The sequence below is a fragment of the Desulfuromonas versatilis genome, assembly GCF_019704135.1.
GTDB lineage: Bacteria > Desulfobacterota > Desulfuromonadia > Desulfuromonadales > NIT-T3 > Desulfuromonas_A > Desulfuromonas_A versatilis.
In genome coordinates this window covers 2,325,338-2,351,073 of the sequence record NZ_AP024355.1, presented here as the reverse complement: position 1 = coordinate 2,351,073, position 25,736 = coordinate 2,325,338, and the positions used below count along the sequence as shown (strand labels likewise).

At 60.9% G+C, this 25,736-nt stretch carries 23 protein-coding genes; 7 read left to right on the top strand and 16 right to left on the bottom strand.

The genetic code is table 11. From position 1 onward, the window contains the following. Positions 1 to 326: 326 nt before the first annotated feature. The 11 genes from DESUT3_RS10530 to lepA all read right to left on the bottom strand — a co-directional run bounded on the left by DESUT3_RS10530 (position 327) and on the right by lepA (position 15,342). Entirely contained in the window at positions 327 to 1,643 is a 1,317-nt protein-coding gene (locus DESUT3_RS10530; protein WP_221248438.1) for a DEAD/DEAH box helicase, read from the bottom strand. 490 nt (positions 1,644 to 2,133) lie between these two features. Beyond that, on the bottom strand, positions 2,134 to 4,287 hold the full coding sequence (gene recG / locus DESUT3_RS10525) for an ATP-dependent DNA helicase RecG (RefSeq protein WP_221248437.1): 2,154 nt from the start codon (positions 4,285 to 4,287) through the stop codon (positions 2,134 to 2,136). A gap of 75 nt (positions 4,288 to 4,362) precedes the next feature. Next, positions 4,363 to 4,563 carry a DUF1858 domain-containing protein gene (locus DESUT3_RS10520; protein ID WP_221248436.1) on the bottom strand — a complete coding sequence of 67 codons (201 nt, stop codon included), beginning with the start codon at positions 4,561 to 4,563 and terminating at the stop codon, positions 4,363 to 4,365. Positions 4,564 to 4,577: 14 nt separating this feature from the next. Then, a complete protein-coding gene (gene greA, locus DESUT3_RS10515; RefSeq protein ID WP_221248435.1) occupies positions 4,578 to 5,057 on the bottom strand; it encodes a transcription elongation factor GreA in 480 nt (159 codons plus the stop codon). A 111-nt stretch (positions 5,058 to 5,168) separates the two neighbouring features. Beyond that, positions 5,169 to 8,417 (bottom strand): carbamoyl-phosphate synthase large subunit, encoded by a 3,249-nt coding sequence (carB, locus tag DESUT3_RS10510; RefSeq protein WP_221248434.1) that lies wholly within the window; start codon positions 8,415 to 8,417, stop codon positions 5,169 to 5,171. Between the two features lie 83 nt (positions 8,418 to 8,500). Next, on the bottom strand, positions 8,501 to 9,631 hold the full coding sequence (gene carA, locus DESUT3_RS10505; protein WP_221248433.1) for a glutamine-hydrolyzing carbamoyl-phosphate synthase small subunit: 1,131 nt from the start codon (positions 9,629 to 9,631) through the stop codon (positions 8,501 to 8,503). 133 nt (positions 9,632 to 9,764) lie between these two features. Beyond that, a complete protein-coding gene (locus DESUT3_RS10500; protein ID WP_221248432.1) occupies positions 9,765 to 11,042 on the bottom strand; it encodes a dihydroorotase in 1,278 nt (425 codons plus the stop codon). A gap of 36 nt (positions 11,043 to 11,078) precedes the next feature. Then, complete coding sequence (locus DESUT3_RS10495; protein WP_221248431.1) at positions 11,079 to 12,011, bottom strand: aspartate carbamoyltransferase catalytic subunit; 933 nt, start codon at positions 12,009 to 12,011, stop codon at positions 11,079 to 11,081. A gap of 76 nt (positions 12,012 to 12,087) precedes the next feature. Further along, positions 12,088 to 12,624, bottom strand: coding sequence for a bifunctional pyr operon transcriptional regulator/uracil phosphoribosyltransferase PyrR (pyrR, locus tag DESUT3_RS10490; RefSeq protein ID WP_221248430.1), 537 nt, complete (start codon positions 12,622 to 12,624; stop codon positions 12,088 to 12,090). A gap of 235 nt (positions 12,625 to 12,859) precedes the next feature. Next, positions 12,860 to 13,537, bottom strand: coding sequence for a signal peptidase I (lepB, locus tag DESUT3_RS10485; RefSeq protein WP_221248429.1), 678 nt, complete (start codon positions 13,535 to 13,537; stop codon positions 12,860 to 12,862). Continuing rightward, the gene (lepA, locus tag DESUT3_RS10480; RefSeq protein WP_221248428.1) at positions 13,537 to 15,342 is read right to left on the bottom strand and encodes a translation elongation factor 4; all 1,806 of its coding nucleotides are present in this window, start codon (positions 15,340 to 15,342) and stop codon (positions 13,537 to 13,539) included. The genes lepB and lepA overlap by 1 nt, the downstream gene beginning before the upstream one ends. Before the next feature lie 273 nt (positions 15,343 to 15,615). Here lepA and DESUT3_RS10475 point away from each other — a divergent pair, with 273 nt between their 5' ends. After that, positions 15,616 to 15,837, top strand: coding sequence for a hypothetical protein (locus tag DESUT3_RS10475; RefSeq protein ID WP_221248427.1), 222 nt, complete (start codon positions 15,616 to 15,618; stop codon positions 15,835 to 15,837). Between the two features lie 5 nt (positions 15,838 to 15,842). Here DESUT3_RS10475 and DESUT3_RS10470 read toward each other — a convergent pair whose 3' ends face one another. Then, entirely contained in the window at positions 15,843 to 16,082 is a 240-nt protein-coding gene (locus DESUT3_RS10470; RefSeq protein ID WP_221248426.1) for a thioredoxin family protein, read from the bottom strand. 536 nt (positions 16,083 to 16,618) lie between these two features. Beyond that, complete coding sequence (locus DESUT3_RS10465; RefSeq protein WP_221248425.1) at positions 16,619 to 17,266, bottom strand: class II aldolase/adducin family protein; 648 nt, start codon at positions 17,264 to 17,266, stop codon at positions 16,619 to 16,621. 372 nt (positions 17,267 to 17,638) lie between these two features. On the opposite strand from DESUT3_RS10465, the gene DESUT3_RS10460 reads away from it, so the two are divergent. From DESUT3_RS10460 to yhbY, 3 genes are all read left to right on the top strand, one after another. Next, the gene (locus DESUT3_RS10460) at positions 17,639 to 17,899 is read left to right on the top strand and encodes a hypothetical protein (RefSeq protein ID WP_221248424.1); all 261 of its coding nucleotides are present in this window, start codon (positions 17,639 to 17,641) and stop codon (positions 17,897 to 17,899) included. Between the two features lie 89 nt (positions 17,900 to 17,988). Beyond that, positions 17,989 to 18,363: a c-type cytochrome gene (locus DESUT3_RS10455; protein ID WP_221248423.1), complete on the top strand. Its 375-nt coding sequence runs from the start codon at positions 17,989 to 17,991 to the stop codon at positions 18,361 to 18,363. A gap of 124 nt (positions 18,364 to 18,487) precedes the next feature. Further along, entirely contained in the window at positions 18,488 to 18,781 is a 294-nt protein-coding gene (yhbY, locus tag DESUT3_RS10450) for a ribosome assembly RNA-binding protein YhbY (protein WP_221248422.1), read from the top strand. Positions 18,782 to 18,785: 4 nt separating this feature from the next. On the opposite strand, the gene DESUT3_RS10445 is transcribed toward yhbY, so the two are convergent. Together DESUT3_RS10445 and DESUT3_RS10440 are read right to left on the bottom strand one after the other, a co-directional pair. Beyond that, a complete protein-coding gene (locus DESUT3_RS10445; RefSeq protein ID WP_221248421.1) occupies positions 18,786 to 20,825 on the bottom strand; it encodes a putative bifunctional diguanylate cyclase/phosphodiesterase in 2,040 nt (679 codons plus the stop codon). 130 nt (positions 20,826 to 20,955) lie between these two features. Beyond that, complete coding sequence (locus DESUT3_RS10440) at positions 20,956 to 23,013, bottom strand: putative bifunctional diguanylate cyclase/phosphodiesterase (protein ID WP_225911671.1); 2,058 nt, start codon at positions 23,011 to 23,013, stop codon at positions 20,956 to 20,958. 586 nt (positions 23,014 to 23,599) lie between these two features. Between DESUT3_RS10440 and rsmD the strand changes: the two genes are divergently transcribed. Genes rsmD through DESUT3_RS10425 form a run of 3 tightly spaced genes read left to right on the top strand, consistent with a single transcriptional unit; the run spans position 23,600 to position 24,939 of the window. Beyond that, positions 23,600 to 24,220, top strand: a complete 621-nt coding sequence (gene rsmD, locus DESUT3_RS10435) for a 16S rRNA (guanine(966)-N(2))-methyltransferase RsmD (RefSeq protein WP_225911670.1) — start codon at positions 23,600 to 23,602, stop codon at positions 24,218 to 24,220. A gap of 16 nt (positions 24,221 to 24,236) precedes the next feature. Further along, a complete protein-coding gene (gene coaD, locus DESUT3_RS10430) occupies positions 24,237 to 24,725 on the top strand; it encodes a pantetheine-phosphate adenylyltransferase (protein WP_221252414.1) in 489 nt (162 codons plus the stop codon). Between the two features lie 19 nt (positions 24,726 to 24,744). Then, positions 24,745 to 24,939 carry a DUF1858 domain-containing protein gene (locus DESUT3_RS10425; RefSeq protein WP_221252413.1) on the top strand — a complete coding sequence of 65 codons (195 nt, stop codon included), beginning with the start codon at positions 24,745 to 24,747 and terminating at the stop codon, positions 24,937 to 24,939. A gap of 70 nt (positions 24,940 to 25,009) precedes the next feature. Here DESUT3_RS10425 and DESUT3_RS10420 read toward each other — a convergent pair whose 3' ends face one another. Next, positions 25,010 to 25,729 carry a creatininase family protein gene (locus DESUT3_RS10420; protein ID WP_221252412.1) on the bottom strand — a complete coding sequence of 240 codons (720 nt, stop codon included), beginning with the start codon at positions 25,727 to 25,729 and terminating at the stop codon, positions 25,010 to 25,012. Positions 25,730 to 25,736: the final 7 nt, after the last annotated feature.

Here is a 25,736-nt window from a genome sequence, read left to right as displayed (position 1 = left end):
ATTAAAAAGATAGCCCACCAACCGCAAAACACAATCGGGACACTGGCCAGACGGGAAAATCCGAGGCCTTGAATACAGGTCGGTTTTCAACGGCTATTTCCAGGCTGGGCGAGCGGGTCGTGGCCTTTTGCATGAGCCAGAGGCCCCCGGAAAACGGCGGCCTTTCCCCTGCGGAAGAGCGGGAATACGAACGGTTTGTGCCGTCTTTACAGTTTCTGCAACCCTCATTCTACGAACCCCTTTGACCCGGCCCTTGCTGCCTGCAAAAAAAAACGGCCGAAACGCGCAGAGGGCGTTTCGGCCGTTTTTTTTTTAAGAACCGCGGGCTACCTGGCGGCAGCTGCGCTGCGCCCGGGCTTGCGGCTGCGATACTCGACCACCGGCCCCTTGCGCTCCCTTTTTTCGGGGCCCTTGCCCTTGAACCCTTTTTTGTAGCCGCCTTCGCGCTTCCTGTCACCGAAGTTGCGGCCCTTGCCGGGGCGACCCTGGCGGGGCTTGTACAGTGGGCGGGTCGGTTCTAGACCGGGGATGACCTCCTGGGGCAGGCGCTGGCCAATATACTTCTCGATCCGTTCGAGGCGCACCACGTCATCGCCGCTGGCGAAGGAGATGGCCGTTCCGGTGGCCCCGGCGCGGCCGGTGCGGCCGATCCGGTGGACGTAATCCTCTGCGGCCATCGGCAGGTCGAAGTTGATGACGTGGCTGATGCCGCTGACATCGAGGCCGCGGGCGGCCACGTCGGTGGCTACCAGCAGGCGCACCCTGCCTTGGCGCAGGTCGCGGAGGGTGCGGTTGCGGGCCCCCTGGTTCATATCGCCATGCAGGGCGGCAGCCCGGTGCCCCTGGGCGGAGAGGTCGCGGGCCAGGGTGTCGGCGTCGCGCTTGGTGGCCGAGAAGATGATGGCCCGGGTCAGGGAACTATCGGAGGCCAGGTGCTGCAGAAGCTGTTTTTTGTGCTCGAGTCCGTCGGTCACGTGAAGGCGCTGGGCGATGTTCTCATGGGTGACCTGCTTGCCGGCGATGTCGATGCGCACCGGTTCGTTGAGCAGGCGCCCGGCCAGTTCCGCCACGGTCTTATCCAGCGTGGCAGTGAACAGCATGGTCTGGCGCATGGCGGGAGCGGCAGAGGTGACCTTTTCCATGTCCTCGGCAAAACCCATATCGAGCATGCGGTCGGCCTCGTCGAGGATCAATACCTCGAGCCGGGAAAGATCGAGGCTGCCCCGATTGAGGTGATCAACAAGGCGTCCCGGGGTGCCGACCACCAGGTCGATGGGGCGCCCCAGATCGCGGAACTGGGGGCCGTAAGGGGTGCCACCGAGGATGACGGTGCTGCGCAGGCGCAGGTGTTTTCCGTAATTGCGGGTGGCGTCGGTAACTTGGGCGGCCAGTTCGCGGGTCGGGGTGAGCACCAGGACCCGGGGGGCACCCTTGGGTCCCTTCTTGAGCTCGGAGAGCCGTTGCAGGACCGGCAGCATGAAGGCCGCGGTCTTGCCGGTGCCGGTCTGGGCGGAAGCCAGCAGATCGCGGCCGAGGAGTGCCTCGGGAATAGCTTTGGCCTGGATCGGGGTCGGTTCGGTGTAGCCGCACTCGGCGACTGCCTTCAGGATCGAGGGCGCAAGTTGCAGTTCTGCAAAAGACATGAAGGTTCCTTCTGCCTTTCGCATCGCTGGCGAAAGGCGCGAAATAGGCGTGCGGGCCGCCGGGCAAACGTATGCACCGGGTTTCGGGATCGGCTGCGGCACAGGGTAGACTGGCTTAAACCTGAATGCGTGGATTGGGCGCGGGGATTGCCCGGCCGGGGCTCACGGATTCAGGTCGAATGCATCGTCGCCAACCAATTGTGCTGCCAGGGATTCGAGAAGGAATCTGATGCAGGGAGGGTCAGTGAGCGATGAGGCGGCAGTGGCGGGCCATGTCCGGCCCGGAGGGTGAGTCGCTGCCGCGAAATACAGTCGTTGCGCATCATACAGGTTTCTTGGGAAAAAACAACTACTTTTTGAGGGGGGCGTTGTGGCCGCAAATAATCGGACTGATCCGTCGGATCCGACGCGGCCAGGGCTGACGAAAGGCAGGTGAACTCCCAGTGAAAGCGGTCAGTTGCGTCGTGTTGCCGAGAAACTACTTTAAGTGTTATCCGATGCTGGCCAGCTCAAGGCGGCTTCCCCAGCGCTCCATCAGGGCGCTGCGCAGCTCGGCATACTGCTCGCCGGAAAGAAAATCCGGGTCCTCCGCGAGCAGAAAAGCCTCCTCCCGCGCTTCTTCGAGGACCCGCCCGTCCCGCAGCAGGTCGGCGACGCGAAAATCGGGAACGCCGGCCTGGCGGGTACCGAGGAACTCGCCGGGACCGCGGATTTCCAGATCGGCCTCGGCAATCTTGAAACCGTCGGTGGTCTCGCACATGACCTGGATCCGCCGCATCCCCTCCTCGCTGCAGCGCTGGGAACGGATCAGCAGGCAGTACCCCTGGTGGCTGCCCCGCCCCACCCTGCCCCGCAGCTGGTGCAGCTGGGCCAGGCCGAAACGCTCGGCGTGCTCCACCATCATGACGGTGGCGTTGGGCACGTCGATGCCGACCTCGATCACCGTGGTGGATACCAGGATATCTATGCCCCGGGCCTTGAAGTCGGCCATGATCGCCTCTTTCTCGTTAGGCTTCATGCGCCCGTGGAGCAGGCCGACCCGATGTCCGGGGAAAACCTTCTGCTGAAGATATTCAGCCCCCTCGGAGGCGGCCAGCAGGTCGGTCTTTTCCGACTCTTCCACCAGCGGGTAGACGATGTAGGCCTGTCTGCCCGCCTCGAGTTCGTGGCGGATGACCTCATAGGCCCGGCTGCGGTTCGGATCAGGGAAGGCACGGGTTTTTATGGGTGAACGGCCGGGGGGCAGTTCGTCGATGATGGACAGCGCGAGGTCCCCATAAAGGGTCAGGGACAGGGTGCGGGGGATCGGCGTGGCGGTCATGACCAGGATATGGGGGTTGCTCCCCTTTTTGCGCAGCACGCCCCGCTGCCGCACGCCGAAGCGGTGCTGCTCGTCGATGATGCCCAGCCCAAGCCGCTTGAACTCCACCCCTTCCTGGAGCACAGCATGGGTGCCGACCACCAGGTCCACCCTCCCCTCGCGGATCTCCTCGAGAATGGCTCGCTTCTCCTTTGCGCCCGTGCCACCGGAGAGCAGGGCGGCCTTGAGCCCCAGCTGCCCGAGCCAGTGATGAAACTGCAGGTAATGCTGCTCGGCGAGGATTTCGGTGGGGGCGACGACGGCCACCTGAGTATGGTTTTCGATAGCCACCAGGGCCGCCATCAGCGCGACGATGGTTTTGCCGCTCCCCACGTCTCCCTGCACCAGGCGGTGCATGGGATGAGGGGCCATCAGGTCGCGCTTGATTTCGCCGAGCACCCGACGTTGGGCGTCGGTCAGGGTGTAGGGGAGCAGTTTGGCCAGGGGCTTGGTGTAGCGGTGCGCAACCTCGAAGGGGATCCCCTCCTCGAGAACCACGCCGCGGCGCTTGAGGGCCAGGCCGAGCTCCAGAAAGAAAAACTCATCGAAGACCAGGGCCCGGCGGGCGGGATCGCGACCCGCCGCCAGGTCCTGGAGGTGCGCCTGGTTATCGGGCCAGTGGGCCTGCTGAAAGGCCTGGGCCAGGGGCATCAGGCACCGCCGTTGCAGGATCGCTGCGGGGATGGGGCTGATCGCGGTCGGTGCGAAACGCTCGACCACATCCTTGAAAATCTTGCGGGCGGCTTTCTGGTGCAACCCTTCGGTGAGCGGATAGACGGGCAGAATCCGGCCGAAGCTCAGCGGGTCGGCCGCGACCAGTTGATCCATGGACGCCTCGCCCTCGACGAATTCGGCTTCAGGGTGGTGAACTTCGCGGATGGCGCCGAAGCGCTTGACTTCGCCGACGAAGAAGGCCCTGGCCCCGACGGCGAAGCGTTTTTTCATCCAGTCCTTGCGGTAGTGAAACCATTTGAGGGCGATCGAACCGGTACCGTCGCTGACCACCGCCTCGTAGAGCCTTTTGCGCGAGCGGGCGGTCTGCGATTCTCCCGAGGCGATGATTTCGCCAAAAAACACCTCCTGCTCCCCCGGGCGCAACTGGGCGATTTTGCGGATTTCGCGGCGATCTTCGTAACGGAACGGCAGGGTGTAAAGAGCATCCTCGACGGTGGCGAGGCCGATCTTGGCGAGTTTTTCGAGGACGCGCGGGCCGACGCCCCGGACCTGGGACAGAGGGGTGGCCAGCAACTGGCGGCTGCGCTGGTAGGAAGGTGAAAGGGGCATAGCTACCGTGAGGAGTAAGGAGTGAGGGGTAAGGTTTTTCCGCCTCACACTTCACACCTCACCCCTCACGGGTTGTTATTCAAAAATGGCGTTGAGTTCCCGGAGGATGTCGTTGACATCCAGGCCGTGGGCCTGGGCGCCCTGCTCGAGGGTCTCGTTCATGGCCCCCATGCAGCCGATGCAGCCGAGGTTGAACTTGCCGAGAACCTTCGCCACCTCGGGGCTCATCTGCAGAACCTGGTGGAAGGTCATGTCCTTGTTGACTTTCTGGCTCATGGTTTGACTCCCGCTTACTCGTATTTGATGTCGATGATTTCGTAGATACGCAGCCCCGAGGGGACCTGGATGCGGACCTCGTCGTCGAGCCGGTGGCCGATGAGCGCCTTGCCCACCGGCGAGGTCACGGAAATTTTCCCTTCCTTGAGGTCGGCCTCGTCCTCGCCGACGATCTGGTAGGTCGACTCGTTGCCCGAATCGGTATCGAACACGGTCACCTTGGCGCCGAAGACCACCTTGTCGGTGTTGAGTTCGGCGGGATTGATGACCTGCGCCCGGGCGATTTTGTCATTGAGTTCCTTGATGCGTCCCTCGATGAAGGCCTGACGTTCCTTGGCCGCATCGTATTCGGCGTTTTCCGAGAGGTCGCCATGACCGCGGGCCTCGGCGATATCCTGCACGACCTTGGGACGGTCGACGCGGATAAGCTTTTTCAGTTCTTCCTGAAGGCGCTGGTAGCCTTCGCGAGTCATGGGAATCGACTGCTGGGACATATAACTCTCTTACCTCTTCTCCAAAAAAAATCATCGGGCGGGTTGCCCCGCCCTGATGTGTCGCTACCGGATTGGCCCTGGCATTCGCCAGGTTGGTTCCTGTTAAGGGCTCTAATAGTACTCTTGCAGTGGCTTCACGTCAAGACTTTCTCGATTCATGGCCACAATTCCGTCGGCGGCGGCCTTCATGCCGGCCACGGTGGTGAAGTAGGCCACGTTGTAGACCAGGGCGGTACGCCGGATCGAGTAGGAGTCCGCCACCGATTGGGCCCCGAAGGTGGTATTGAATACCATGGTGATTTCATGGCTCTTGATGGCGTCGACGCAATGGGGCCGCCCTTCCTTGACCTTGTTGATGGGGGTGGCGGGCAGCCCCTTCTCCTCCAGGTAGGCAGCGGTGCCGCGGGTGGCGACGATTTCGAAACCCGAATCGATGAGTTTCCGGCAGGGCTCGAGGATATACTTCTTGTCCGAATCCTTGACGCTGACGAAAACCCGGCCCCCCTTGGGCAGCTTGACGTTGGCGCCGAGCTGGGCCTTGGCGAAGGCCTTGCCGAATTCCATGTCGATGCCCATGACCTCGCCGGTCGATTTCATCTCGGGACCGAGCAGGGTGTCGACCCCGGGGAATTTGACGAAGGGGAAGACCGATTCCTTGACCGAGATGTGCTTGGGAATGATCTCTCCGGATACGCCGAGTTCGGCCAGGGTCTTGCCGGCCATGACCCGGGCGGCGATCTTGGCCAGGGGGCGGCCGGTGGCTTTGGATACGAAGGGGACCGTGCGGCTGGCGCGGGGGTTGACCTCCAGCAGGTAGACGGTGCTGCCTTTCACCGCGTACTGGATGTTCATCAGGCCGATGACCTTGAGCTCCAGGGCCAGGGCGACGGTCTGCCGGCGGATGTCATCGATGATGGCCGGGTCGAGAGAGAACGGCGGCAAGGCGCAGGCCGAGTCGCCCGAGTGGATGCCGGCCTCCTCGATGTGCTGCATGATGCCGCCGATCACCACGTCGGTGCCGTCGGACAGGGCGTCCACGTCGACTTCGATCGCTTCTTCGAGAAACTTGTCGACCAGAATCGGGTGTTCGGGAGATGCCTCCACGGCGAACTGCATGTAGTTGCGCAGCTGGTCGACCCCATAGACGATCTCCATGGCTCGTCCGCCAAGCACGTAGGAGGGGCGCACCACCACCGGGTAGCCGATGCGGCCGGCGACCTTTTCCGCCTCCTCGAAGGAGCGGGCCAGGCCGTTGTCGGGCTGCTTCAGGCCGAGTTTGTGCAACAGGGCCTGGAAGCGTTCGCGGTCCTCGGCACGGTCGATGGCGTCGGGCGAGGTGCCGATGATCGGCACGCCGGCCTTCTCCAGGGCCACGGCCAGCTTAAGCGGGGTCTGGCCGCCGAACTGCACGATGACCCCGACCGGTTTTTCGACGGCGACGATCTCCAGCACATCCTCGAAGGTCAGCGGCTCGAAGTAGAGCCGGTCCGAGGTGTCGTAGTCTGTGGAGACGGTCTCCGGGTTGCAGTTGACCATGATGGTCTCGAAGCCGTCCTCGGCCAGGGCGAAAACCCCGTGCACGCAGCAGTAGTCGAACTCGATCCCCTGGCCGATGCGGTTGGGGCCGCCGCCGAGGATCATGATCTTCTTCCGGTCGGTCGGCTCGGCCTCGCATTCGGTTTCGTAGGTGGAGTACAGGTACGGGGTGTGCGCCTCGAACTCCGCCCCGCAGGTGTCGACCCGCTTGTAGACCGGGCGAACCTTGCGCTCATGACGGAACTGGCGCACGTCGGTTTCGGTGACGCCCCAGAGCACCGCCAGGCGTTTGTCGGCAAAGCCGTACTGTTTAGCCTCGAGCAACAGTTCGCGGAACTCGGAGCCCGACTTGTCCTGCAATTCGGGGGCCTTGATCAGGCGGGCCTCCATGTCGATGATCTGGCGGATATTGTGCAGGAACCAGGGATCGATCCAGGTCAGCTCGTAGATCTCGTCGTTGCTGAAGCCGGCGCGCATGGCGTCGGCCAGGTACCACATCCGCTCCCAGTTGGGGATCCGCAGTTTGGCCCGCAGCTTGTCGAGCTCGGCCTGGCTGAGCGCCCTGCGATATTCCTCGGGGGAGGCGAACATGCGGCTCTCGAAACCGTGCGAGCCGATCTCCAGGGAACGCAGCGCCTTCTGCAGGCTCTCCTTGAAGGTCCGGCCGATGGCCATAGCCTCGCCGACCGACTTCATCTGCGTGGTCAGGGTGGCGTCGGCCTGGGGGAACTTCTCAAAGGTGAAGCGGGGGAACTTGGTCACCACGTAGTCGATGGTCGGCTCGAAGGAGGCGAAGGTTTCCCGGGTGATGTCGTTGGGGATTTCGTCCAGGGTGTAACCGACCGAGAGCTTGGCGGCGATCTTGGCGATGGGGAAGCCGGTGGCCTTGGAGGCAAGCGCCGAAGAGCGCGAAACTCTCGGGTTCATCTCGATGACCACCAGGCGCCCGTCGCGGGGGTTGACGCCGAACTGGATATTGGACCCGCCGGTTTCGACGCCGATCTCGCGGATGATCTTCAGCGAGGCGTCGCGCAGGATCTGGTACTCCTTGTCGGTCAGGGTCTGGGCCGGCGCCACGGTGATGGAGTCGCCGGTGTGCACACCCATGGCATCGAAGTTTTCGATGGAGCAGATGATTACCACGTTGTCGGCGAGGTCACGCATGACCTCGAGCTCATACTCCTTCCAGCCGATTACCGACTCCTCGACCAGGATCTCATTGGTCGGAGAGGCGTCGATGCCGGAAGCGGCGAGTTGCTCGTATTCCTCGCGGTTGTAGGCGATGCCACCGCCGGTGCCGCCCAGAGTGAAGGAGGGGCGGATGATGGCCGGGTAGCCGACGTGGTCGATGATTTCCATCGCCTCCTGGAAGGAGTGGGCCAGCCCCGAGCGGGGGACCGGGACACCGATCTTCTCCATGGCCCGCTTGAAAAGGGTGCGGTCCTCGGCCTTCTCGATGGCGGGCAGTTTGGCGCCGATCAGCTCGACCCCGAACTTCTCCAGGGTGCCGTTCTTGGCCACGGCCACCGCGGTGTTGAGGGCGGTCTGCCCGCCCAGGGTCGGCAGCAGCGCGTCGGGGCGCTCCTTTTCGATGATCCGCGCCAACACGTCCGGGGTGACCGGCTCGACGTAGGTGCGGTCGGCGAAATCCGGGTCGGTCATGATGGTGGCCGGATTGGAGTTGAGCAGGACGACCTCGTACCCCTCCTCCTTCAGCGCCTTGCAGGCCTGGGTGCCGGAGTAGTCGAATTCGCAGGCCTGGCCGATGACGATGGGGCCGGCGCCGATGATCAGGATCTTTTTAATGTCTGTGCGTTTTGGCATCTCAAAACCTCGTGACGCGTAATCCGTGACGCGTGACTGGTGAAAATGATTGATTTCGGTTTCTACTGGTTACGTATCACGCCTTACGCCTTACGGGCCTTTTCCTTGTCCATCATCGCCGTGAAGCGCTCGAACAGGTAGCGGGCGTCGTGGGGCCCGGGGGACGCTTCGGGATGGTACTGCACCGAGAAGGCCGGCAGGGTCTTGTGCTCCAACCCCTCGACGGTGTTGTCGTTGAGGTTGATGTGGCTGACCACGCCAATGTCCTTGATCGAGTCGGCGTCCACGGCGAAGCCGTGGTTCTGCGAGGTGATCTCGACGTCGTGGCCGTCGCCGCGGCGCACCGGCTGGTTGCCGCCGCGGTGGCCGAACTTGAGCTTGTAGGTCTTGCCGCCCAGGGCGATGGAGAGCAGCTGGTGACCGAGACAGATGCCGAAGATCGGCTTCTTGCCGAGGATCTTGCGGATGTTTTCCTGGGCGTAGGTGATCGGCTCGGGGTCGCCGGGGCCGTTGCTCAGGAACACCCCGTCGGGGTTCATGGCCAGCACTTCTTCGGCGGGCGTGTCGGCGGGCACCACCTTGACTTCGCAGCCCGAAGCGACCAGGTTGCGCAGGATGTTGCGCTTGATGCCGAAGTCGTAGGCGACGACCTTGTACTTGGCAGGCCCCACGGCGCCCCGGTAGCCGGATTCGATATCCCAGGCCCCTTCTTGCCAGTCGTAAGGCTGGCTGCAGGTTACTTCGCGCACCAGGTCGCGGCCGACGATGGACGGGGCCTGGCGGGCCTTCTCCACCAGGCTCTGCGGGTCAAGATCCACCGAAGAGATGATGCCGGTCTGGGCCCCCTTGTCGCGGATGTGGCGCACCAGGGCGCGGGTGTCGATCCCCTGGATGCCGACGATGCCGTTCTCCTTGAGGTAGGCGTCGAGGCTCATCTTCGAGCGCCAGTTGCTCGGAAAGTCGCTCGCCTCTTTGACCACGAAACCGCGCAGGTGGGGACGGACGGACTCGACGTCCTCCAGGTTGATCCCGTAGTTGCCGATCAGCGGGTAGGTCATGGTGACGATTTCCCCGGCGTAGGAGGGATCGGTGAGGATCTCCTGGTAACCGGTCATGCTGGTATTGAAGACGACCTCGCCGGTGACCTCGCCGGGGGTGCCCAGCGCTTTTCCGTAAAAGACCCGGCCGTCGGCCAGAGCCAGAATTGCTTTCATGTTGCCCGAACTCCTTGCTGAAAATTTCTTAGAGAATTAACCACGAAGGTCACGAAGAACACGAAGAAAAACCTGAAAATATGAACATCTTCCCCTTCGTGCCCTTCGTGTTCTTCGTGGTGAAAAAAGCCTTTTATCCTTCCCTCTTGTACACCACTTTTCCGCCGACCATGGTGTGGATCGCGGCGCCCTTCATCTTCCAGCCGTCGAAGGGGGTGTTTTTGCTCTTGGAGTTGAGCTTGGCTGCTTCCACGGTCCACTTCAGTTCGGGATCGATCACTGTGATGTCGGCGGCGGCGCCGGTCTCCAGGGTGCCGCCGGGCAGCCCCAGGGCGCGGGCGGGTCCGCAGGTCAGCCGGTCGACGGCCGCGGAGAGGGGCAGCACGCCCTCATCCACCAGGCGCAGGGTCAGCGGCAGAGCGGTTTCCAGGCCGACGATGCCGTTGAGGGCGATGTTGAACTCGACGTTCTTCTCATCGTAGTGGTGGGGCGCATGGTCGGTGGCGATGGCGTCGATGGTGCCGTCGGCAAGCCCTGCACGGACCGCCGCCACGTCCTCTGCGCCGCGCAGGGGCGGGTTCATCTTGGCGTTGGTATCGTAGCCGCGCACCGCCTCGTCGGTCAGGGTGAAATGGTGCGGGGTCGCCTCGCAGGTGACTTTGACGCCGCGCTTTTTCGCCGCGCGGATGATTTCTACCGAACCCTTGGTGGAGACGTGGGCCACGTGCAGCCGGCTGCCGGTGAATTCGGCCAGCATCACGTCGCGGGCGGTGGAGGCGTCTTCGGCCACCCAAGGGATCCCCTTGAGCCCCAGTTCGGTGGCGACGAAGCCGTCGTTCATCACCCCTTCGCCGACCAGGGAGAGATCTTCGGCGTGGGAGATCAGCGGCATGCCGAAGGGACGGGCGTATTCGAGGGCCCGGCGCATCATCTCGCCGCTGCAGACCGGGCGCCCGTCGTCGGAGAAGGCCACGCAGCCGGCTTCCTTGAGATCCCCCATTTCGCTGAGGCTTTCGCCCTTGAGCCCCTTGGTGATGCTACCCACCGGATAGACGCGGCAGGCGCCCTGCTCCTGGGCCTTGTGGCGGATATAGAGGGTGACGGCCTTGTTGTCGTTGACCGGGCTGGTGTTGGGCATGCAGGCCACGGCGGTGAAGCCGCCGGCCACCGCTGCCCGGGTGCCGCTGACGACATCTTCCTTGTATTCGTAGCCGGGGTCACGCAGGTGCACGTGGATGTCCACCAGCCCCGGAGTCACCAGCTTGCCCGCCGCGTCGATCACCTCGGCTCCTGCCGCCTGGATCGCCTTGTCGATCTTGCTGATCTTGCCCTCCTCGACCAGGATGTCGAGGGTAGCGTCGATGCCGTTGGCCGGATCGATTACCCGGCCACCTTTGATCAGTATTTTCATAGCGCCCCCATATTCAGGTAACGAAAAGTGTTCCGGTTATTTTTCAGCCTGCTCGCCGCCGGCCACCAGGTAGAGCAGCGCCATGCGCACCGCCACGCCGTTTTCCACCTGGTCGAGGATGACGTTCTGCGGCCCGTCGGCGACGAAGGAGGAGATCTCCACCCCGCGGTTCATCGGCCCCGGGTGCATGACGATGGCGTCGTCCTTGGCGAGCTTGAGGTTTTGCGGGTTGAGCCCGTAGAAGCGGGCGTATTCGCGCAAAGTCGGCAGCAGGGTTTTGCCCTGGCGCTCGAGCTGGATGCGCAGCATTATGATCACGTCGGCGTCGCGGATCGCCTCGTTGATGTCGGTATGGACCTCGGCGCCGAGTCGTTCAATCCCCGGCGGGATCATGGTGCCGGGCCCGGCCAGGCGCACGGTAGCGCCCATGCGGGTCAGCGCATAGAGGTTGGAGCGGGCGACGCGGCTGTGGGCGATATCGCCGATGATGGCAACCTTGAGCCCCTCGATGCGCCCCTTAACCTGGCGCATGGTCAGCATGTCGAGCAGCGCCTGGCTGGGGTGCTCGTGGGCGCCGTCGCCGGCGTTGATCACCGAGCAGTCGAGGCGCTTGGCCAGGTAGTGGGGAGCCCCCGAGGCCGAGTGGCGCATGACGATGATATCCGGGGCCATGGCCTGGAGGTTTTTAGCGGTATCTTCGAGAGTCTCACCCTTGACCACCGAAGAGGCCGAAGCGCTGATGTTGATGGTGTCGGCCGAAAGGCGCTTGCCGGCGATTTCGAAGGAGGTCCGGGTGCGGGTGCTCGCCTCGTAGAACAGGTTGATGATGGTCTTGCCGCGCAGGGTGGGAACCTTCTTGATCTCCCGGCTGTTGATCTCCTTGAAGCTGTCGGCGGTATCGAGTATCAGCTCGATATCCTCCCGGGAAAGCTGCTCGGTGCCGAGGATGTGCTTGTGCCGGAATGACATGACAAACCTCCGTTCGTTCGAAAAATGCATCAGGGCCGGAAAAGGTGAGGACGGCTCCCCTTCCCCGCCCAACCCATCAGGGCTTGACCAGGCTGACTTCCACCGGGGCCTGCTGCTCGTCGAAATCGACCTGGATCTTCTCCTCGCGGGAGGTCGGCACGTTGCGGCCGATGTAATCGGGGCGGATCGGCAGTTCGCGGTGCCCGCGGTCGATCAGCACGGCAAGCTGAATGGTGCGCGGCCGGCCGATATCGATGAGCGCGTCCATGGCGGCGCGGATGGTGCGCCCGGTGTAGAGCACGTCGTCCACCAGCACCACCTGGCGACCGTCGAGCGGAAAGGGAATATCCGTCTTGCCCATCGGCAGGCTACCCCGCGAACCGAGATCGTCGCGGTACATGGTGACGTCCACCGCCCCCAGGGGGATCTGCACGCCCTCGATCTCGGCGATCCGCTGGGCCAGTTGCGCCGCGAGATGGTCGCCGCCGGTGCGGATCCCCACCAGGACGAGTTCCTCGACGCCTTTGTTGCGCTCCAGGATTTCGTGGGCGATGCGGGTCAGGGCGCGGTTGATTCCGGTCCGGTCCAGGATGATGGTCTCAGCTTTCGCCATTGGCTCCAACCCTCCCTCGTTGCGAGGCTACTTTCGCCGGGATAAAAAAAATACCTCTCCGCCAGGGGCGAAAAGGTATGCGTGGACATATATATGCGCACTTGTGCAGGCACATCCGTGACACCTTTGCTAACCTCTCTGGATTAACTTAAAAGGTACTATCAAGCGAAATCTATCGGACTATATCAGCGCCGATCTGCCCAGTCAACCATAAATCGACGGGCTCTCGATGGGCTCAGCGGATCGGCCTGCCGATGCGGCCGAAGCGGGGCCAGTTGCGCTCACTGTCCCAGGACCAGTACTTGATGAAGGCCAGCCCCTTGATCTCCGATTCATCGACGAATTTCCAGAACCGGCTGTCGTAGGAGCGGTCTCGGTTATCGCCCATGACGAAGTATTTCCCCTCGGGGACCCTGACCGGTTCCATGAAGTCCCTGGGGCCAAGGCCCGGGGGGAGCAGATCCGGCTCTTTGTGAACCTCCTGGGGGATGACATAGGGTTCGCCGTTGACGAAAACCTGCTTGTTGCGCACCTCGACCACGTCTCCCGGGGTACCGACGACCCGCTTGATGAAATCGCGGCGCTGGAAATAGGACTTGTCCCGATCCTCCGGAAACTCGAAAACGATGACGTCGCCGCGCTCGGGATGGCGGATCGAAAGGACCCGGCTGTCGGTAAAGGGTACATTCAGGCCGTAGATGAACTTGTTCACCAGCAGGTGATCGCCGATCAGCAGCGTGTCCTCCATCGAACCCGAGGGGATCTTGAAAGCCTGAACGATGAAGGTACGGATGATCAGCGCCAGGATCGCGGCGACGATAAGCGCCTCGGACCATTCCCGAATGCGGGATTTCTTTTCCACGACAACCTCGGTCTTGCTGCCGTCTTCGATTTTTTCGCCGGTTTTGGACATTATTTTTGTTCTTTCACCTTGAGGATGGCCAAAAACGCCTCCTGGGGCAGTTCGACGCTGCCAACCTGTTTCATCCGCTTTTTGCCTTCCTTCTGTTTTTCGAGCAATTTGCGCTTACGGGTGATGTCGCCGCCGTAACATTTGGCGGTGACGTCCTTGCGCAGCGCCTTGACCGTTTCACGGGCGATCACCTTGTTGCCGATCGCCGCCTGAATGGCGACCTCGTACTGCTGGCGGGGGATGAATTCCTTCATCTTCGACACCAGGTCGCGGCCGCGGTACTGGGCCTTGTCGTTGTGCACGATCAGCGAGAGGGCATCCACCGCCTCTCCGTTGATCAGAACATTAAGGCGCACCAGCCTGCTGTCGCGGTAGTCGAGATGCTCATAATCCAGGGAGGCGTAGCCGCGGGTGATCGATTTGAGCCGGTCGTAGAAATCGAGGACGATCTCGTTGAGCGGCAGCTCGTAAACCACCATGACGCGGGTGGCGGTCAGGTATTTTATCTCGCGCTGGACTCCGCGCTTTTCTTCGCACAGGGCGAGCACGGTACCGACGAACTCGTTGGGGACATGGATCGAGGCGAGGATGAACGGCTCCTCAATGCGCTCGATATACTGCACGTCGGGTAGTTTGTTGGCGCTCTCGACGGTGATCTGCTCGCCCTTGACCGTGGTGACTTTGTAGACAACCGTCGGCGCCGTGGTGATGAGATCGACACCGAACTCCCGCTCCAGGCGCTCCTGGATGATCTCCATGTGCAGCAGGCCGAGAAAGCCGCAGCGAAAGCCGAAGCCGAGCGCCAGCGAATTCTCGGGCTCGAAGGAAAACGACGAATCGTTCAGGCGCAATTTCTCAAGGGCGTCGCGCAGCGAGTCGTATTCCGCGGTGTCGATGGGGTACAGCCCCGAAAACACCATGGGCTTGACTTCCTTGAAGCCGGACAGGGGCTTTTCCGTGGGGCGGTGCAGGTGGGTGATGGTGTCGCCTACCTTGGCATCGGCCACGACCTTGATGCCGGCGATGATGAAACCGACTTCCCCGGCGGCCAGTTCGCCGACCTCCACGGGATGGGGGGCGAAAACCCCGACCTTGAGCACCTCGTAGGTCTTGCGGTTGGCCATCAACTGGATCTTTTCACCCTTTTTGACAGCGCCGTCGATGATGCGCACCAGGATGATGACCCCCTGGTAGGAGTCATACCAGGAATCGAAGATCAGGGCTTTGAGGGCAGCTGAGGCATCGCCGGTCGGGGGCGGGACCTTGCGCACGATGGACTCGAGGATCTCGTGGATGCCGATACCGGCCTTGGCGCTGGCCACCACGGCGTCCGAGGTGTCGAGGCCGATAATCTCCTCGATTTCGGATTTGACCCGCTCGGGTTCGGCGCTGGGCAGGTCGATCTTGTTCAAAACGGGAAAGACCTCGAGGTTCTGGTCGATGGCCAGGTAAACGTTGGCCAGGGTCTGGGCCTCGACCCCCTGGGAAGCATCGACCACCAGCAGGGCCCCCTCGCAGGCCGAAAGAGACCGACTGACCTCATAGGTGAAGTCGACATGACCGGGGGTGTCGATGAGATTGAGAACGTATTCCCTGCCATCGTCGGCCTTATATTTCAAACGCACGGCCTGGGCCTTGATGGTGATGCCCCTTTCGCGCTCCAGTTCCATCTTGTCGAGAAACTGGTCGGTTTTTTCCCGCGCCGACAGGGTGCCGGTCTCCTCCAGCAGGCGGTCGGCCAGGGTGGATTTGCCGTGATCGATGTGAGCGATGATGGAAAAATTTCGAATCAGGTCCTTGTTCATAAATTCCCGTGTTGCCTTACCAATGTGAGGTCTGGAATGCAAACTGATAAGATAATGAATAAAGGGTGGTTTGTAAAGGAAGAATCCCGCAGTCCGCTACTCCCCGATTGCCGGGATAGCGCTTCGTCCCGGGTTCAGGGTCAAGCGTCCCGGAAAGCAGAACCTGGCCAAGCATGAGAATGGCTTGATAAAAATAATCAAAATGATATACTCATCTTCTTAATTTCTCGCCCAGGAGGGGTATCCCATTTATCGGAGTCGCGGATTCGACGTATGGCCAAGGATTGTGAACTGATCGACCACTGCTGTTTTTTCAATAAATTCAAAAACCGCCAGAGCATCGCCTGGCAGGGGATTTTTCGAATCTACTGCCTTGGTGGTTTGCCTTTTCTCTGCGAGCGGCGCAGGTTCCATTTCGAGAGCGGGCAGCAACCCAGCGAAAATATCATGCCCACCGGCAAACTTGTTTCCAGGGGATTCGCCGCCCTGCCCTGATGCAATCACCCCTGGCCGGCCAGCAACCGGGCGATCTCCTCGACGGACGGTGCCTTACCCCGCAGTTTGAGTTCGCCGTCAATCGCCAACCCCGGCAGGGTCAGCAAACCGTAATGGGCAATCCGGGCAGGGTCGTTGACCGCCATCACCTCGAATTCCCCTTCCCGTCCGGCCACGGCCTGGCGAACATTCTCCTCCAGGGCTCGACATTTGGCGCACCCGTCTCCCAGTATTTCGATTCTCATAGTTGGCCTCACTCTCTGACCTGGCACGGATCCGGCCTTGTTGGGTTCAGATGCGGTTCAACATGCGTCTGCAACCTTTAGCCTGCCAGGTTTTCCCGTAAAATTGTCGAACAACCGTTTACACTTTTTTAAGAAAATCTTACACCCTGCTTCACAAATGGGCAACCAAACCCTTTGATTCCAGCAGGTTGTATATATGGCATGAATCTTGTTCCTTAGAAAATTCACAAACCCAATCGTATCGGGCGGTTCAGGGTTCGATACCAGAAAAAGCAGCTGAATTTCAGGAAAGGAGCGGGAAGATGGCCCATGCAAATTTTCGAAAATGCCACTATGCAGCCTGCGGGTTCAACCCGGAGTACAATCTGGCATGCGCGCGCATTCGCAGAACCTATGGCCCCTGCCCTTCTCCCTGCACAGGTCCATGCTACCTGGTAAGCGACCTGAATGCCGCTTGTGCGCAGTCCCATTGGGGCAGGGGCTGCCAGCAGGCTCGGGGCCATATCTGACCCGGGGCTCCGTCCTGCGGCACCAACTCAGGCCGTGGCCTGATACGCCAGAGCCAGGTATCTGATCAGGCAGGTGCCGGCCTCTGCGGCTGTTCGGCCGAAGGTAACCACTCCGTCCTCATGGCCCCCCATGGCCAGGATGCCTTTACTCCGCGGTATCGGGTCCCCGAGGATCCGCAGAATCTCCTCCGCCATTTCCGGGGTGCCGTAGGCTACCTCCGGCGCCGAAACCGGGATCTGCAGTTGCCCGGCGTTGCGCCAGATTTCCGGCGAGTGGACATGGATCACGAATCTTATTGAATCATCCATGGCATAAAGGGTGCCGTGGGTCAGCGATTCCGAGGAGGGCGGAACCGGCCCCTCCGCCACCACCCGGTTTTCCTGCCAATGGCACTCGCGCACCAGGGTATAGTGCCGGGGTCCCAGATCGGGCAGCCCGCCGGTCTGGGTTCCGCTGATAATGAACCTGCGCTGGTTGGGCGGGGAGTCCCAGGGGGCGATTCTGTTGCTGATATTTCCAAAGCCGAATCCGCCGTAGCGGGCTGGGTCCTGGCCTATGAGGCGGAGCATGAAGAGAAGTTTCCGCCAGGCGGTGATTTCCTTCAGCCTGTCCTCGGGCAGAGGGTTTTCCAGCGTGAAATCGAGCTTGAATTTGATGACGCCTTCCTGGGCCATGGCAAAATCCTTTCGCTGTTGGCGGTTCCGGGGCATACCTTCGCACCTGCGGTTGGTTGCTGAACCGCTGTGTCCCGCCTCTTCCGAATGCCGGGATGTATATTTCCCCTCGAATTTGCAAACCAGGTGAATATTTTTCCTATACGGTGACAAATCCAGGAATCCAGGGCACTTGCAGCGCCCCGCTGAAAAACCAGACAAACAAGTGCATATATTTCATATACAGCCCTCCCCTGAGCGGCGCCTGGAAGGGTCCGGCAGTCTATAGTGTTTTCGCCTACTTGTCCATGGAAGAGAGCGCCAGGCGAAATGGCATGCATAATGCTCGGTATTTCCGATGTGTATGACCATCGGACAGGGGGAGGCGCTGCGATGAAAAAAATCATTTTGACAATCTCCGCGGCCATCTCCGCCAGCTCAGTGCACGCCTATCTTTCCGTAGCCGAAGTCCCGGAGAACGGGTTGATGGAGAAATTCTTCATGACCCTGATCTACGCGATCCTTTCCCTGCAGACCCTGGTGGTTCTGGCTCTCTACGGGGTGTTTGCCTGGTCTTTGTATATCGCAACCCGATCCGGGCAGCAAGGCAACACCTCCCCCTCCCGGGAAAAAAATCTAGCCCCCCCAAATTGAGGGGTCTTTTCCCCCCGCCACTGGAAATACTTCGGCCCTCTGGTAAATTCGTGAAAGGTCGTCAAAACCCCTTTCGCAAAGGAGTCGCCATGAAACCGTTGGGATGCTTGCTGGTGCTGAGTGCATTACTGGTTTGCGGTGCAGTCCACCCGCGAACCATTAACGCTGCCGAAGAGCAGGGTCAGGCCGCGGGGGCCCCATCCTATGATCTGAAAACCGGGGAGAGCGTCTACCAGAAGGCCTGCATGGCCTGCCATTCCATGGGGGTGGCGGGGGCCCCCCGCTACGGGAAGGCCGAGGATTGGAAGAGCCGAATCGACAAGGGCATGGAGGTGCTGGTCCGCAACTCCCTGGAGGGTTTCCAGGGCGAAAAGGGCCTGATGCCCGCCCGGGGTGGCAGGAGCGACCTGAGCGACGAGGAGGTCGCGGCTGCGGTGGCCTACATGGTGGAGGGCAGCCGGTAACTGGACTGCATTCGGAACCACCTGCCGCTTTTTCCTTTTCATGCCGGCCGCCCCTGTCTATAATGCGCTCCTCCCGGGGGCGCATGGGCCCCGGGGCCAACTCCAAACCCAGGAACAGGAATAAATGAAGGCGCTTACAGGAAAACAGGTCCGCTTTCTGCGCGGACTGGGGCATCACCTCAAACCCGTGGTGATGATCGGCAAAAGTGAGATCAGTGAAAAACTGCTCGAGTCGGTCGAAGAGGCCCTGCTGGCTCACGAGCTGATCAAGGTCAAGCTCCAGGAGGGTTGCGATCTGGACCGGCATGAAGTGGCCGAGATCCTCGTCGGGCACACCGGGGCTGCGGTTGCCCAGCTGCTGGGCAAGACCATTCTCCTCTACCGGCCGAGCGAGTCCGGCAAGATCAACCTCCCCTGACCCCCTACCCGGCCGAGATGCTTGCCTCGCTCCCCCTGGCGAGCATCTCGGCGAGGTTTTCTGCCAAAAGCGGCGGGCTGTACAGATATCCCTGGACCTTGTCGCACCCTCTCCCCTTGAGAAAATCGAGCTGCGCTTCGTTTTCCACCCCTTCGGCAATGACCAGCATCCCCAGGGTATGCCCCATGGCGATAATCGCCGCGGTGATTCCCCGGTCGTCACTCCCTTCGGGAAGATCGTCGATAAAGCTTTTATCGATTTTAAGGGTCTGTATGGGAAACTGCTTCAGGTAACTCAGGGACGAATAACCGGTACCGAAATCGTCGATGGTGATGGTGACCCCCATCTCCTGAAGCCGGCGGAGGGTAACCCGGGTTTTCTGCACATCCTGCATGATGGCGCTCTCGGTGATCTCGATGGACAGCCACCTCGGCTCCATCCCCGTCTCCCTCAGCACCTGCCCGACCAGTTCAGCGATGTTCAACTGATTGAACTGCCTCGCCGAGATATTGACCGCCACTTTCTGGGGAGGCAGGCCCGCCTTCTGCCACTCCATGTTCTGCCAGCAGGCCGTGCGCAGGATCCATTCTCCGATGGGTTCGATCAGCCCGGTTTCCTCGGCAAGGGGAATGAAGTCCGAAGGGGAAACGGTTTCGCGGTCAGGGTGGCGCCAGCACACGAGAGCTTCCATTCCGTCAAAGGTTCCGGTCTGCAGGTTGAGCTGAGGCTGGTAAAGCAGGACGAACTCCTCCCTTTCCAGTGCCTGGTGTAGCTTGTTTTCCAGGATCAGCGACTGCATGGACCATTGATTGAGTTCCGGAAAATAGAACTGGAAGCTGTTTTTGCCCATCTCCTTGGTCCGGCTCATGGCCGCATCGGCGTTTTTCACCAGCTCCTCGACCTGGAGACCGTCGTGAGGATAGATGGCAATGCCGATACTGACGGTCACATACATCTCCTGTCCGGAGAAGGTTAAGGGGTCCCTGAGGCTGTCCAGCAGCCCCCTGGCTTTTTCCGCGACCTCTTCGGGGCTTTCCACCCCCGTCAGGATAACCCCGAATTCATCATCACCCAGCCGGGCCAGGGTGCCCCCGGGAGGGAGGCGCTCCTGGAACCGCTCCACCACGGCAATCAGCAAGCGCTCCCCGAGCGCGTGCCCGAGGGTCCGTGAAAGGGTCTTGAAGCGATCCAGGTCGAGAAACAGCACGGCCACCTGTCCCGTACTCCGGTTGGCCTGTTGCAGCGCCTGCTGCAGGCGTTCGTGGAACATGCGCTCATTGGGAAGGTTGGTCAGCCCGTCGTAATAGGCCATATGCAGGATAGCCTCTTCGTTGCGCAGCCGCTCCAGTTCGGCCGCGGCCCGCAGGGCGAAAATCTGCAGCATCGATTCGGTTCGCTGGCGGGCCTTCAGCGACTTGCCATGCATCACCACCAGCAGTCCCATCGCCTTTCCGGCCGAGTCGAACAGGGGCACCCCCATATAGCTTTCCACCCCCAGGCTGGCCAGTTGTTCATCCTTGGGAAAGTGATGGCGGACGTTTTTCATGTAGTAGCATGGGTGCCCGGTTAGCACGCTGGCGCAGGGTGTTCCCTCCAGAGAGTAGTCAAAATTTTCCAACCACTTGCCCCGGGAGTACGCAGCGACCACGTGCACCAGGTTGGGGTTGTTCCCGTCAAGACGCCCCAGAAGGGCGTGGTCGGCACCAAGGCGCAGGCAGAGTTTTTCGACCAGGGTATGGAAAAAGGCTTCCCCCACCGCCGCGGAAACGCTCCTGACGATTTCCCGCAGCACCTGCTCACCGCGATTCAAGGTCGACACCACCCGTCTCACCACGTAATAGATCAGCGCGCCGGTAATCGCCAGAAAAAGGCCCCCCAGGTATCTCTGCAACTGCTGGGCGGCCTCGGGGTCAGGGCCAACCGCGTCCAGCAATTGCTCGAAAAGCAGCAGGATGACAAAGGCCGTGGCGAGATAGATCAGGGTTATCCGAATCGCAATCTCTTTACCTTTGGGTGGTCGAAACCTCGGCGCAGGATCGCCCATGGACAATTCTCCGGCAGGAAAGGAAGGGAAGCTGGCGAACTGGAGAAAATGTTTGTCTCTGCAGAAAAGTTTAGGATGCCTATAGGGAAAGTCAAACCACGGGCACACCCCTGGGGATTGCCGGAGGGGCTCAATTGGCCAGCCGGGTCCTGTTTTTGAGGGCCGGCCCGGCGGCTTGCGAAAGAAGCAGTTCGAGCAGGGCTTCGGCAGAGATGGGGCGACTGAAGAGAAATCCCTGCGCCAGGTCGCAGCCGCGGGATTTCAGAAAATTCAGCTGGTCCTGGGTCTCCACCCCCTCGGCGACCACCTCGAGCTTGAGATTGTGGGCCAGGGCGATGACCGCGGCGACTATGGCCGTGTCGTCCGAGTCGCTGCCGATATCCCGAACAAATGAACGGTCGATCTTGAGGGTCTGGATGGGAAATCGCTTCAGGTAACTCAATGAAGAATAGCCGGTGCCGAAATCGTCAATGGAAATCCGCACCCCGAGTTCCATCAACCGGACCATCTGGTCAATGGTGGTCTCAAGGTCCTGCATGATGATACTCTCGGTGATTTCGAGTTCCAGCCAGCAAGGCTCCAGGCCGGTCACCCTGAGAATTTTCGCCACCTGCTCCGGGAGGTCCCGCTGATTGAACTGGCGGGGGGAAAGGTTGACCGCCATCCGCAAGGGGCTCAGCCCGGCGTCCTGAAGGGCGCGGTTTTGCGCGCAGGCCCTGGACAGAACCCAGTTGCCGATGGAAACGATCAGCCCGGTCTCCTCGGCCAGGGAGATGAAATCTTCCGGGGGGATCATGCCCCGTTCCGGGTGGTTCCAGCGCACCAGGGCCTCGATGCCTACCACCTGGCCGGTTTCGATTTCGAACTGGGGCTGGTAGTGCAGGCACAGGTCGTTGCGTTCGATCGCCTTGCGCAGTTCAGCCTCCATGCCGAGTTGGCGCATGGTTTTGGCATTCATGTCCGGGGAATAGAATTGGTAGTTGTTGCGGCCCAGTTCCTTGGCACGGTGAAGCGCCGTGTCGGCGTTTTTCAGCAGGGTCTCGACATCGCCGCCAAATTCGGGGAACAAAGCGATCCCAATACTTGAGGCGATGTGCAGTTCGTGCCCCTCGAGGCAGAAGGAAGGCTTGAGACAATCGAGAATCTTGCCGGCGACGCTTTTGACATCCAGAGGGCTGCGAATCCCGGTGAGCATGATCATGAATTCGTCGCCGCCGAGCCGCCCCACCAAATCTTCACGCCTCAGGCAGGTCTCGAGGCGGCGGGCGACTGCCTTGAGCAGGCGATCTCCCACGGCATGGCCGAGGGTATCGTTGATGTTCTTGAACCGGTCCAGGTCAAGGAACATCGCCACCACCATCTCCCTGCGCTGCCGGGCGCGGGAGAGTTCCTGCCCGAGCAGGTCACAGAACAGGCGCCGGTTGGGCAGGCCGGTCAGTTCGTCGTGCAGGGCAATGAAGTCCCTTGCCTTGGTGGCCCGCCTCCGCTCCAATTCGGTAGCCGCGCGAACGGCAAAAAGCTGCAGCAGCAACTGGGCGAGATGCCGGTCCGCCATCGGACGCCTGCTGAAAACCGCCAGGGGCCCCAGGACCTGTCCGGTGGAGTCCCGAAGCGGAATGCCGGCGTAACTTTCAACCTGCAACTGCTTCGCAATGTGGTCCAGGGGGAACTGTTCGCGGACCCTCGCGGGAAAGCATTGCGCCTCATGCCTGATCACCTCCCCGCAGGGAGTCCCGACCAGGTCGAATTCGAAATTCTCGGCGGGCAGACCGTCGACATGTACGGCAATGGTCCGCACCCGGCTGTGGCTGTCGTCGGTAAATTCGCAGACAAAAGCGTAGTCGGCATCCACCGACTTGGCCAGGTTGGCTGTCAGGGTGGTGAAAAAGCTCTCACCTTCTGCAGAGCAAACTCCTTCCACCAGTTGGGTCAACTCCCGTTCCTTTCTCTGCAGAAGCAGAAGAAAGCGGCGGGTGAGAAACCCCAGGCCAATGGCAGAGGAGAGTATCAGGGAAATATCGAAAAGTACCTGGAAATGATGAAGCCTTTCCAGGTCCCTTATGAACAGGTTGGGCAGGACGCGGGAGGACAGAAGCCACAGGGCGGCCAGCAGCAGGTAGGAGCCGACCACCCAGATCATGACCCTGCGGCTTTGCAGAATCCTTTCAGCGGCGATGCAGATCTTCATGATGTGCACCTTCTCCGGCAGTGTGCCTGGGTCCGGGAGCCTGGGAGCCTGTCGGACTTAGGAGTGAATCTACTGCGAAAACGGCAAATCGGTCCATATTTCCGCAAATATTCGACAAATAGGTCCTCTATTCGCTCTCAAAATTCCGAAAATCTGTCCTCGATTTCTCATTCTCTCGTGACGATCCCCCAAGTCCGACAGGCTCCTAGGGGGGTAAATCTTTTGCCTGAATAGAATTCGGTGAAAAATTTCCAGGCAAGGTAATTCACGGACTGTTCCGCCAATTCGCCGGTAGCGGTGGGCTCCAGCAAGCCTCCCAAGGAGCGAGGCCGGGCTTGTAAGCGCCCCACTCGGGCGGGGAGCTCGCCCTAACCCGCCTATATCATTGAAGGCCCCTCAGTGAGAGCGGTATCCCTGGCTATTGGCCCCTCGAACCGGTTTTTTAATCTTTCCTGGATTCTGCAATAAGGATGCCGCACGGAATAACCAAAAAAGGTTGAGGTTCTGCCTAGTTCCGAGCAAATGACCTCATGCTCGACAGCGGGACGGGCCCTCGCGGCTTACGTCTTGACGGCCTACCCCCCCTGTGCTAGCTTTTCCGGCAACTTGTATCCACCCTCAAAGCGCATGGCAGAAGGAATATCTTTCATTGAGGATCATCAGCGGCCTGGCCCGAGGCAAGCGTTTGGCGAGCATTGCCGGCCAAGACATCCGGCCCACCCCGGATAAAGTTCGGGGTGCCATCTTCAGCATCCTTTACAGCCTGGTCGGTTCGCTGGAGGGGAAACAGGTGCTCGATCTTTTCGCGGGATCCGGAGCCATGGCCCTCGAGGCGCTCAGCCGGGGAGCAGAACGCGCCATCCTGGTGGACAAAGGGGCCGAAGCAAGCCGGGTCATCCCTGCCAATTTGGCCGCCTGCGGATTTGCCCAACGGGCACAGCTGCTGCGGTGCGATGCGTTTGCGTGTATCCCGAAAGTGGCCACCGAAAAGCCCTTCGACCTGATCTTTCTTGACCCTCCCTACGGCAAAGGCCTGGTTGAAAGAATGCTTGGCCTGATTTCAGCGGAGGGGTTACTGGCTAGAGATGGCATCATCTGTGCCGAAACGGCCAAAAACGAACCGATTCCGACCACTGTCGACACGCTGGCCCGGACCGACCGGCGCGATTATGGCGGGACAACCGTGCATTTTTTTCAAATTCAGTGACAGGGAACCTAATGCGATGAAGAAACACATTGCCGTTTATCCTGGCTCTTTTGATCCGATCACCTATGGACACCTCGACATCATATGCCGTGGCCTCGAGGTATTCGACACCCTGATCGTGGCGGTGGCCCGCAATTCATCGAAAAAATCGCTCTTCACCATCGAAGAGCGGGTGGAAATGATTCGCAAGGCCGTAGGCGACAACCCCCGCCTGAAGGTGGACACCTTCGAGGGCCTGCTGGTCGATTACGTGATCCGTCAGGGTGCGAGGGTTATCCTGCGCGGTTTGCGGGCAGTTTCCGATTTCGAATACGAATTCCAGATCGCCCAGATGAACCACACGGTCCAGAAGGAGGTCGAAACTCTCTTCATGATGACCTCGGTCCCTTACGGCTACCTGAGCTCGTCCATCGTCAAGGAAATGGCTTTGTTGAAGGGCCCCATCGACTCCTTCGTTCCCCCGGCGGTCCAGGAGGCACTGGAGAAGAAATTCGGGAAAAAGTAAATAACCAAGGGAGGCAGGGATGATCACCAGGAACATGACCATCGAGCAGGTCCTTCGCAAATACCCCCAGACCAGGCAGGTATTCAGCAAATTCGGCCTCGAATGCATGGAGTGTCAGATCGCCCAGTTCGAGGAGGTCGGCCACGGAGCCGATGTTCACCAGGTGGATGTCGACACCCTGCTCAAAGAACTGAACGAAGCTATTTCAGACTGAATAAAACAAGGGAATTCGGGAGCCGGAATAAAATTCTCAACCTGGCAGCGCAAGGTTTCCCTGTAAGCTCTTAAAACTCTTCTTTTTCCAACCGCGCCACCAGTTTTTCAAGGGCGGCCAGCACCACTTCCTCTATCCGGGCGCCCTTTTCCGCACTCGCCTTGGTCGGGTCGCCCCAGACCCCGCCCGGCCAGTATCTGCGCTTGTCGCGCACCAGGATGCCGGCAGGAAAGCTCGGAAATTCCCTCTCCCCGCGGCCTTTCACCAGGTGCGGATGACTGTGCAGAATCCGCGAGGTTTCGATCTCCCCGGCGTGGGAATCCCCCTCGGTCTCGATGATCCCCTTCCCTTCCCCGGCCGCCAGTACGTATTCGGTGAGCACCGCCAGTTTCAGTTCCGGATGCCGGCGCAGCATCTCCTCGCCGGCGTCGAGCAGCGCCGCGTTGTGGGTTCCCCCGGCGTGGCCGCTGAGCATGATGACGTTTCTCATCCCCTGGCGATACAGCGACTCGACCAGGTCTAGGGCCAGGGCCTTGAGCGTTTCGGTGCGGATGGTGATGGTCCCCGGGTGATCTGAACTGGAACGGCAGACCCCGTAATGAATCGGCGGGGCGATGAAGACGGGACGGCGTTCGGCCAACCTGCGGCCGATCTCCACCGCCTGCAGGGTGTCGGTGGCCAGCGGCAGGTGGGTGCCGTGCTCCTCGGTGGCACCGAAGGGGATCAGCACGGTCCGGGTGCGCTCCAGCCCGGCTTCGAATTCATCCATGGTGAGCTCTTCGATGATCATTTTCTTT

Excerpts from the sequence above, each read along its gene's own strand:
- DESUT3_RS10420 (WP_221252412.1), bottom strand. The coding sequence starts at position 25,729 with ATGATCATCGAAGAGCTCACCATGGATGAATTCGAAGCCGGGCTGGAG.
- greA (WP_221248435.1), bottom strand. The coding sequence starts at position 5,057 with ATGTCCCAGCAGTCGATTCCCATGACTCGCGAAGGCTACCAGCGCCTT.
- pyrR (WP_221248430.1), bottom strand. The coding sequence starts at position 12,624 with ATGGCGAAAGCTGAGACCATCATCCTGGACCGGACCGGAATCAACCGC.
- DESUT3_RS10475 (WP_221248427.1), top strand. The coding sequence starts at position 15,616 with ATGGCCAAGGATTGTGAACTGATCGACCACTGCTGTTTTTTCAATAAA.
- lepA (WP_221248428.1), bottom strand. The coding sequence starts at position 15,342 with ATGAACAAGGACCTGATTCGAAATTTTTCCATCATCGCTCACATCGAT.
- DESUT3_RS10520 (WP_221248436.1), bottom strand. The coding sequence starts at position 4,563 with ATGAGCCAGAAAGTCAACAAGGACATGACCTTCCACCAGGTTCTGCAG.
- DESUT3_RS10425 (WP_221252413.1), top strand. The coding sequence starts at position 24,745 with ATGATCACCAGGAACATGACCATCGAGCAGGTCCTTCGCAAATACCCC.
- DESUT3_RS10455 (WP_221248423.1), top strand. The coding sequence starts at position 17,989 with ATGAAACCGTTGGGATGCTTGCTGGTGCTGAGTGCATTACTGGTTTGC.
- DESUT3_RS10495 (WP_221248431.1), bottom strand. The coding sequence starts at position 12,011 with ATGTCATTCCGGCACAAGCACATCCTCGGCACCGAGCAGCTTTCCCGG.
- yhbY (WP_221248422.1), top strand. The coding sequence starts at position 18,488 with ATGAAGGCGCTTACAGGAAAACAGGTCCGCTTTCTGCGCGGACTGGGG.
- DESUT3_RS10470 (WP_221248426.1), bottom strand. The coding sequence starts at position 16,082 with ATGAGAATCGAAATACTGGGAGACGGGTGCGCCAAATGTCGAGCCCTG.
- recG (WP_221248437.1), bottom strand. The coding sequence starts at position 4,287 with ATGCCCCTTTCACCTTCCTACCAGCGCAGCCGCCAGTTGCTGGCCACC.
- DESUT3_RS10460 (WP_221248424.1), top strand. The coding sequence starts at position 17,639 with ATGAAAAAAATCATTTTGACAATCTCCGCGGCCATCTCCGCCAGCTCA.
- DESUT3_RS10465 (WP_221248425.1), bottom strand. The coding sequence starts at position 17,266 with ATGGCCCAGGAAGGCGTCATCAAATTCAAGCTCGATTTCACGCTGGAA.
- DESUT3_RS10445 (WP_221248421.1), bottom strand. The coding sequence starts at position 20,825 with ATGGGCGATCCTGCGCCGAGGTTTCGACCACCCAAAGGTAAAGAGATT.
- DESUT3_RS10440 (WP_225911671.1), bottom strand. The coding sequence starts at position 23,013 with ATGAAGATCTGCATCGCCGCTGAAAGGATTCTGCAAAGCCGCAGGGTC.
- lepB (WP_221248429.1), bottom strand. The coding sequence starts at position 13,537 with ATGTCCAAAACCGGCGAAAAAATCGAAGACGGCAGCAAGACCGAGGTT.
- DESUT3_RS10500 (WP_221248432.1), bottom strand. The coding sequence starts at position 11,042 with ATGAAAATACTGATCAAAGGTGGCCGGGTAATCGATCCGGCCAACGGC.
- carB (WP_221248434.1), bottom strand. The coding sequence starts at position 8,417 with ATGCCAAAACGCACAGACATTAAAAAGATCCTGATCATCGGCGCCGGC.
- coaD (WP_221252414.1), top strand. The coding sequence starts at position 24,237 with ATGAAGAAACACATTGCCGTTTATCCTGGCTCTTTTGATCCGATCACC.
- DESUT3_RS10530 (WP_221248438.1), bottom strand. The coding sequence starts at position 1,643 with ATGTCTTTTGCAGAACTGCAACTTGCGCCCTCGATCCTGAAGGCAGTC.
- carA (WP_221248433.1), bottom strand. The coding sequence starts at position 9,631 with ATGAAAGCAATTCTGGCTCTGGCCGACGGCCGGGTCTTTTACGGAAAA.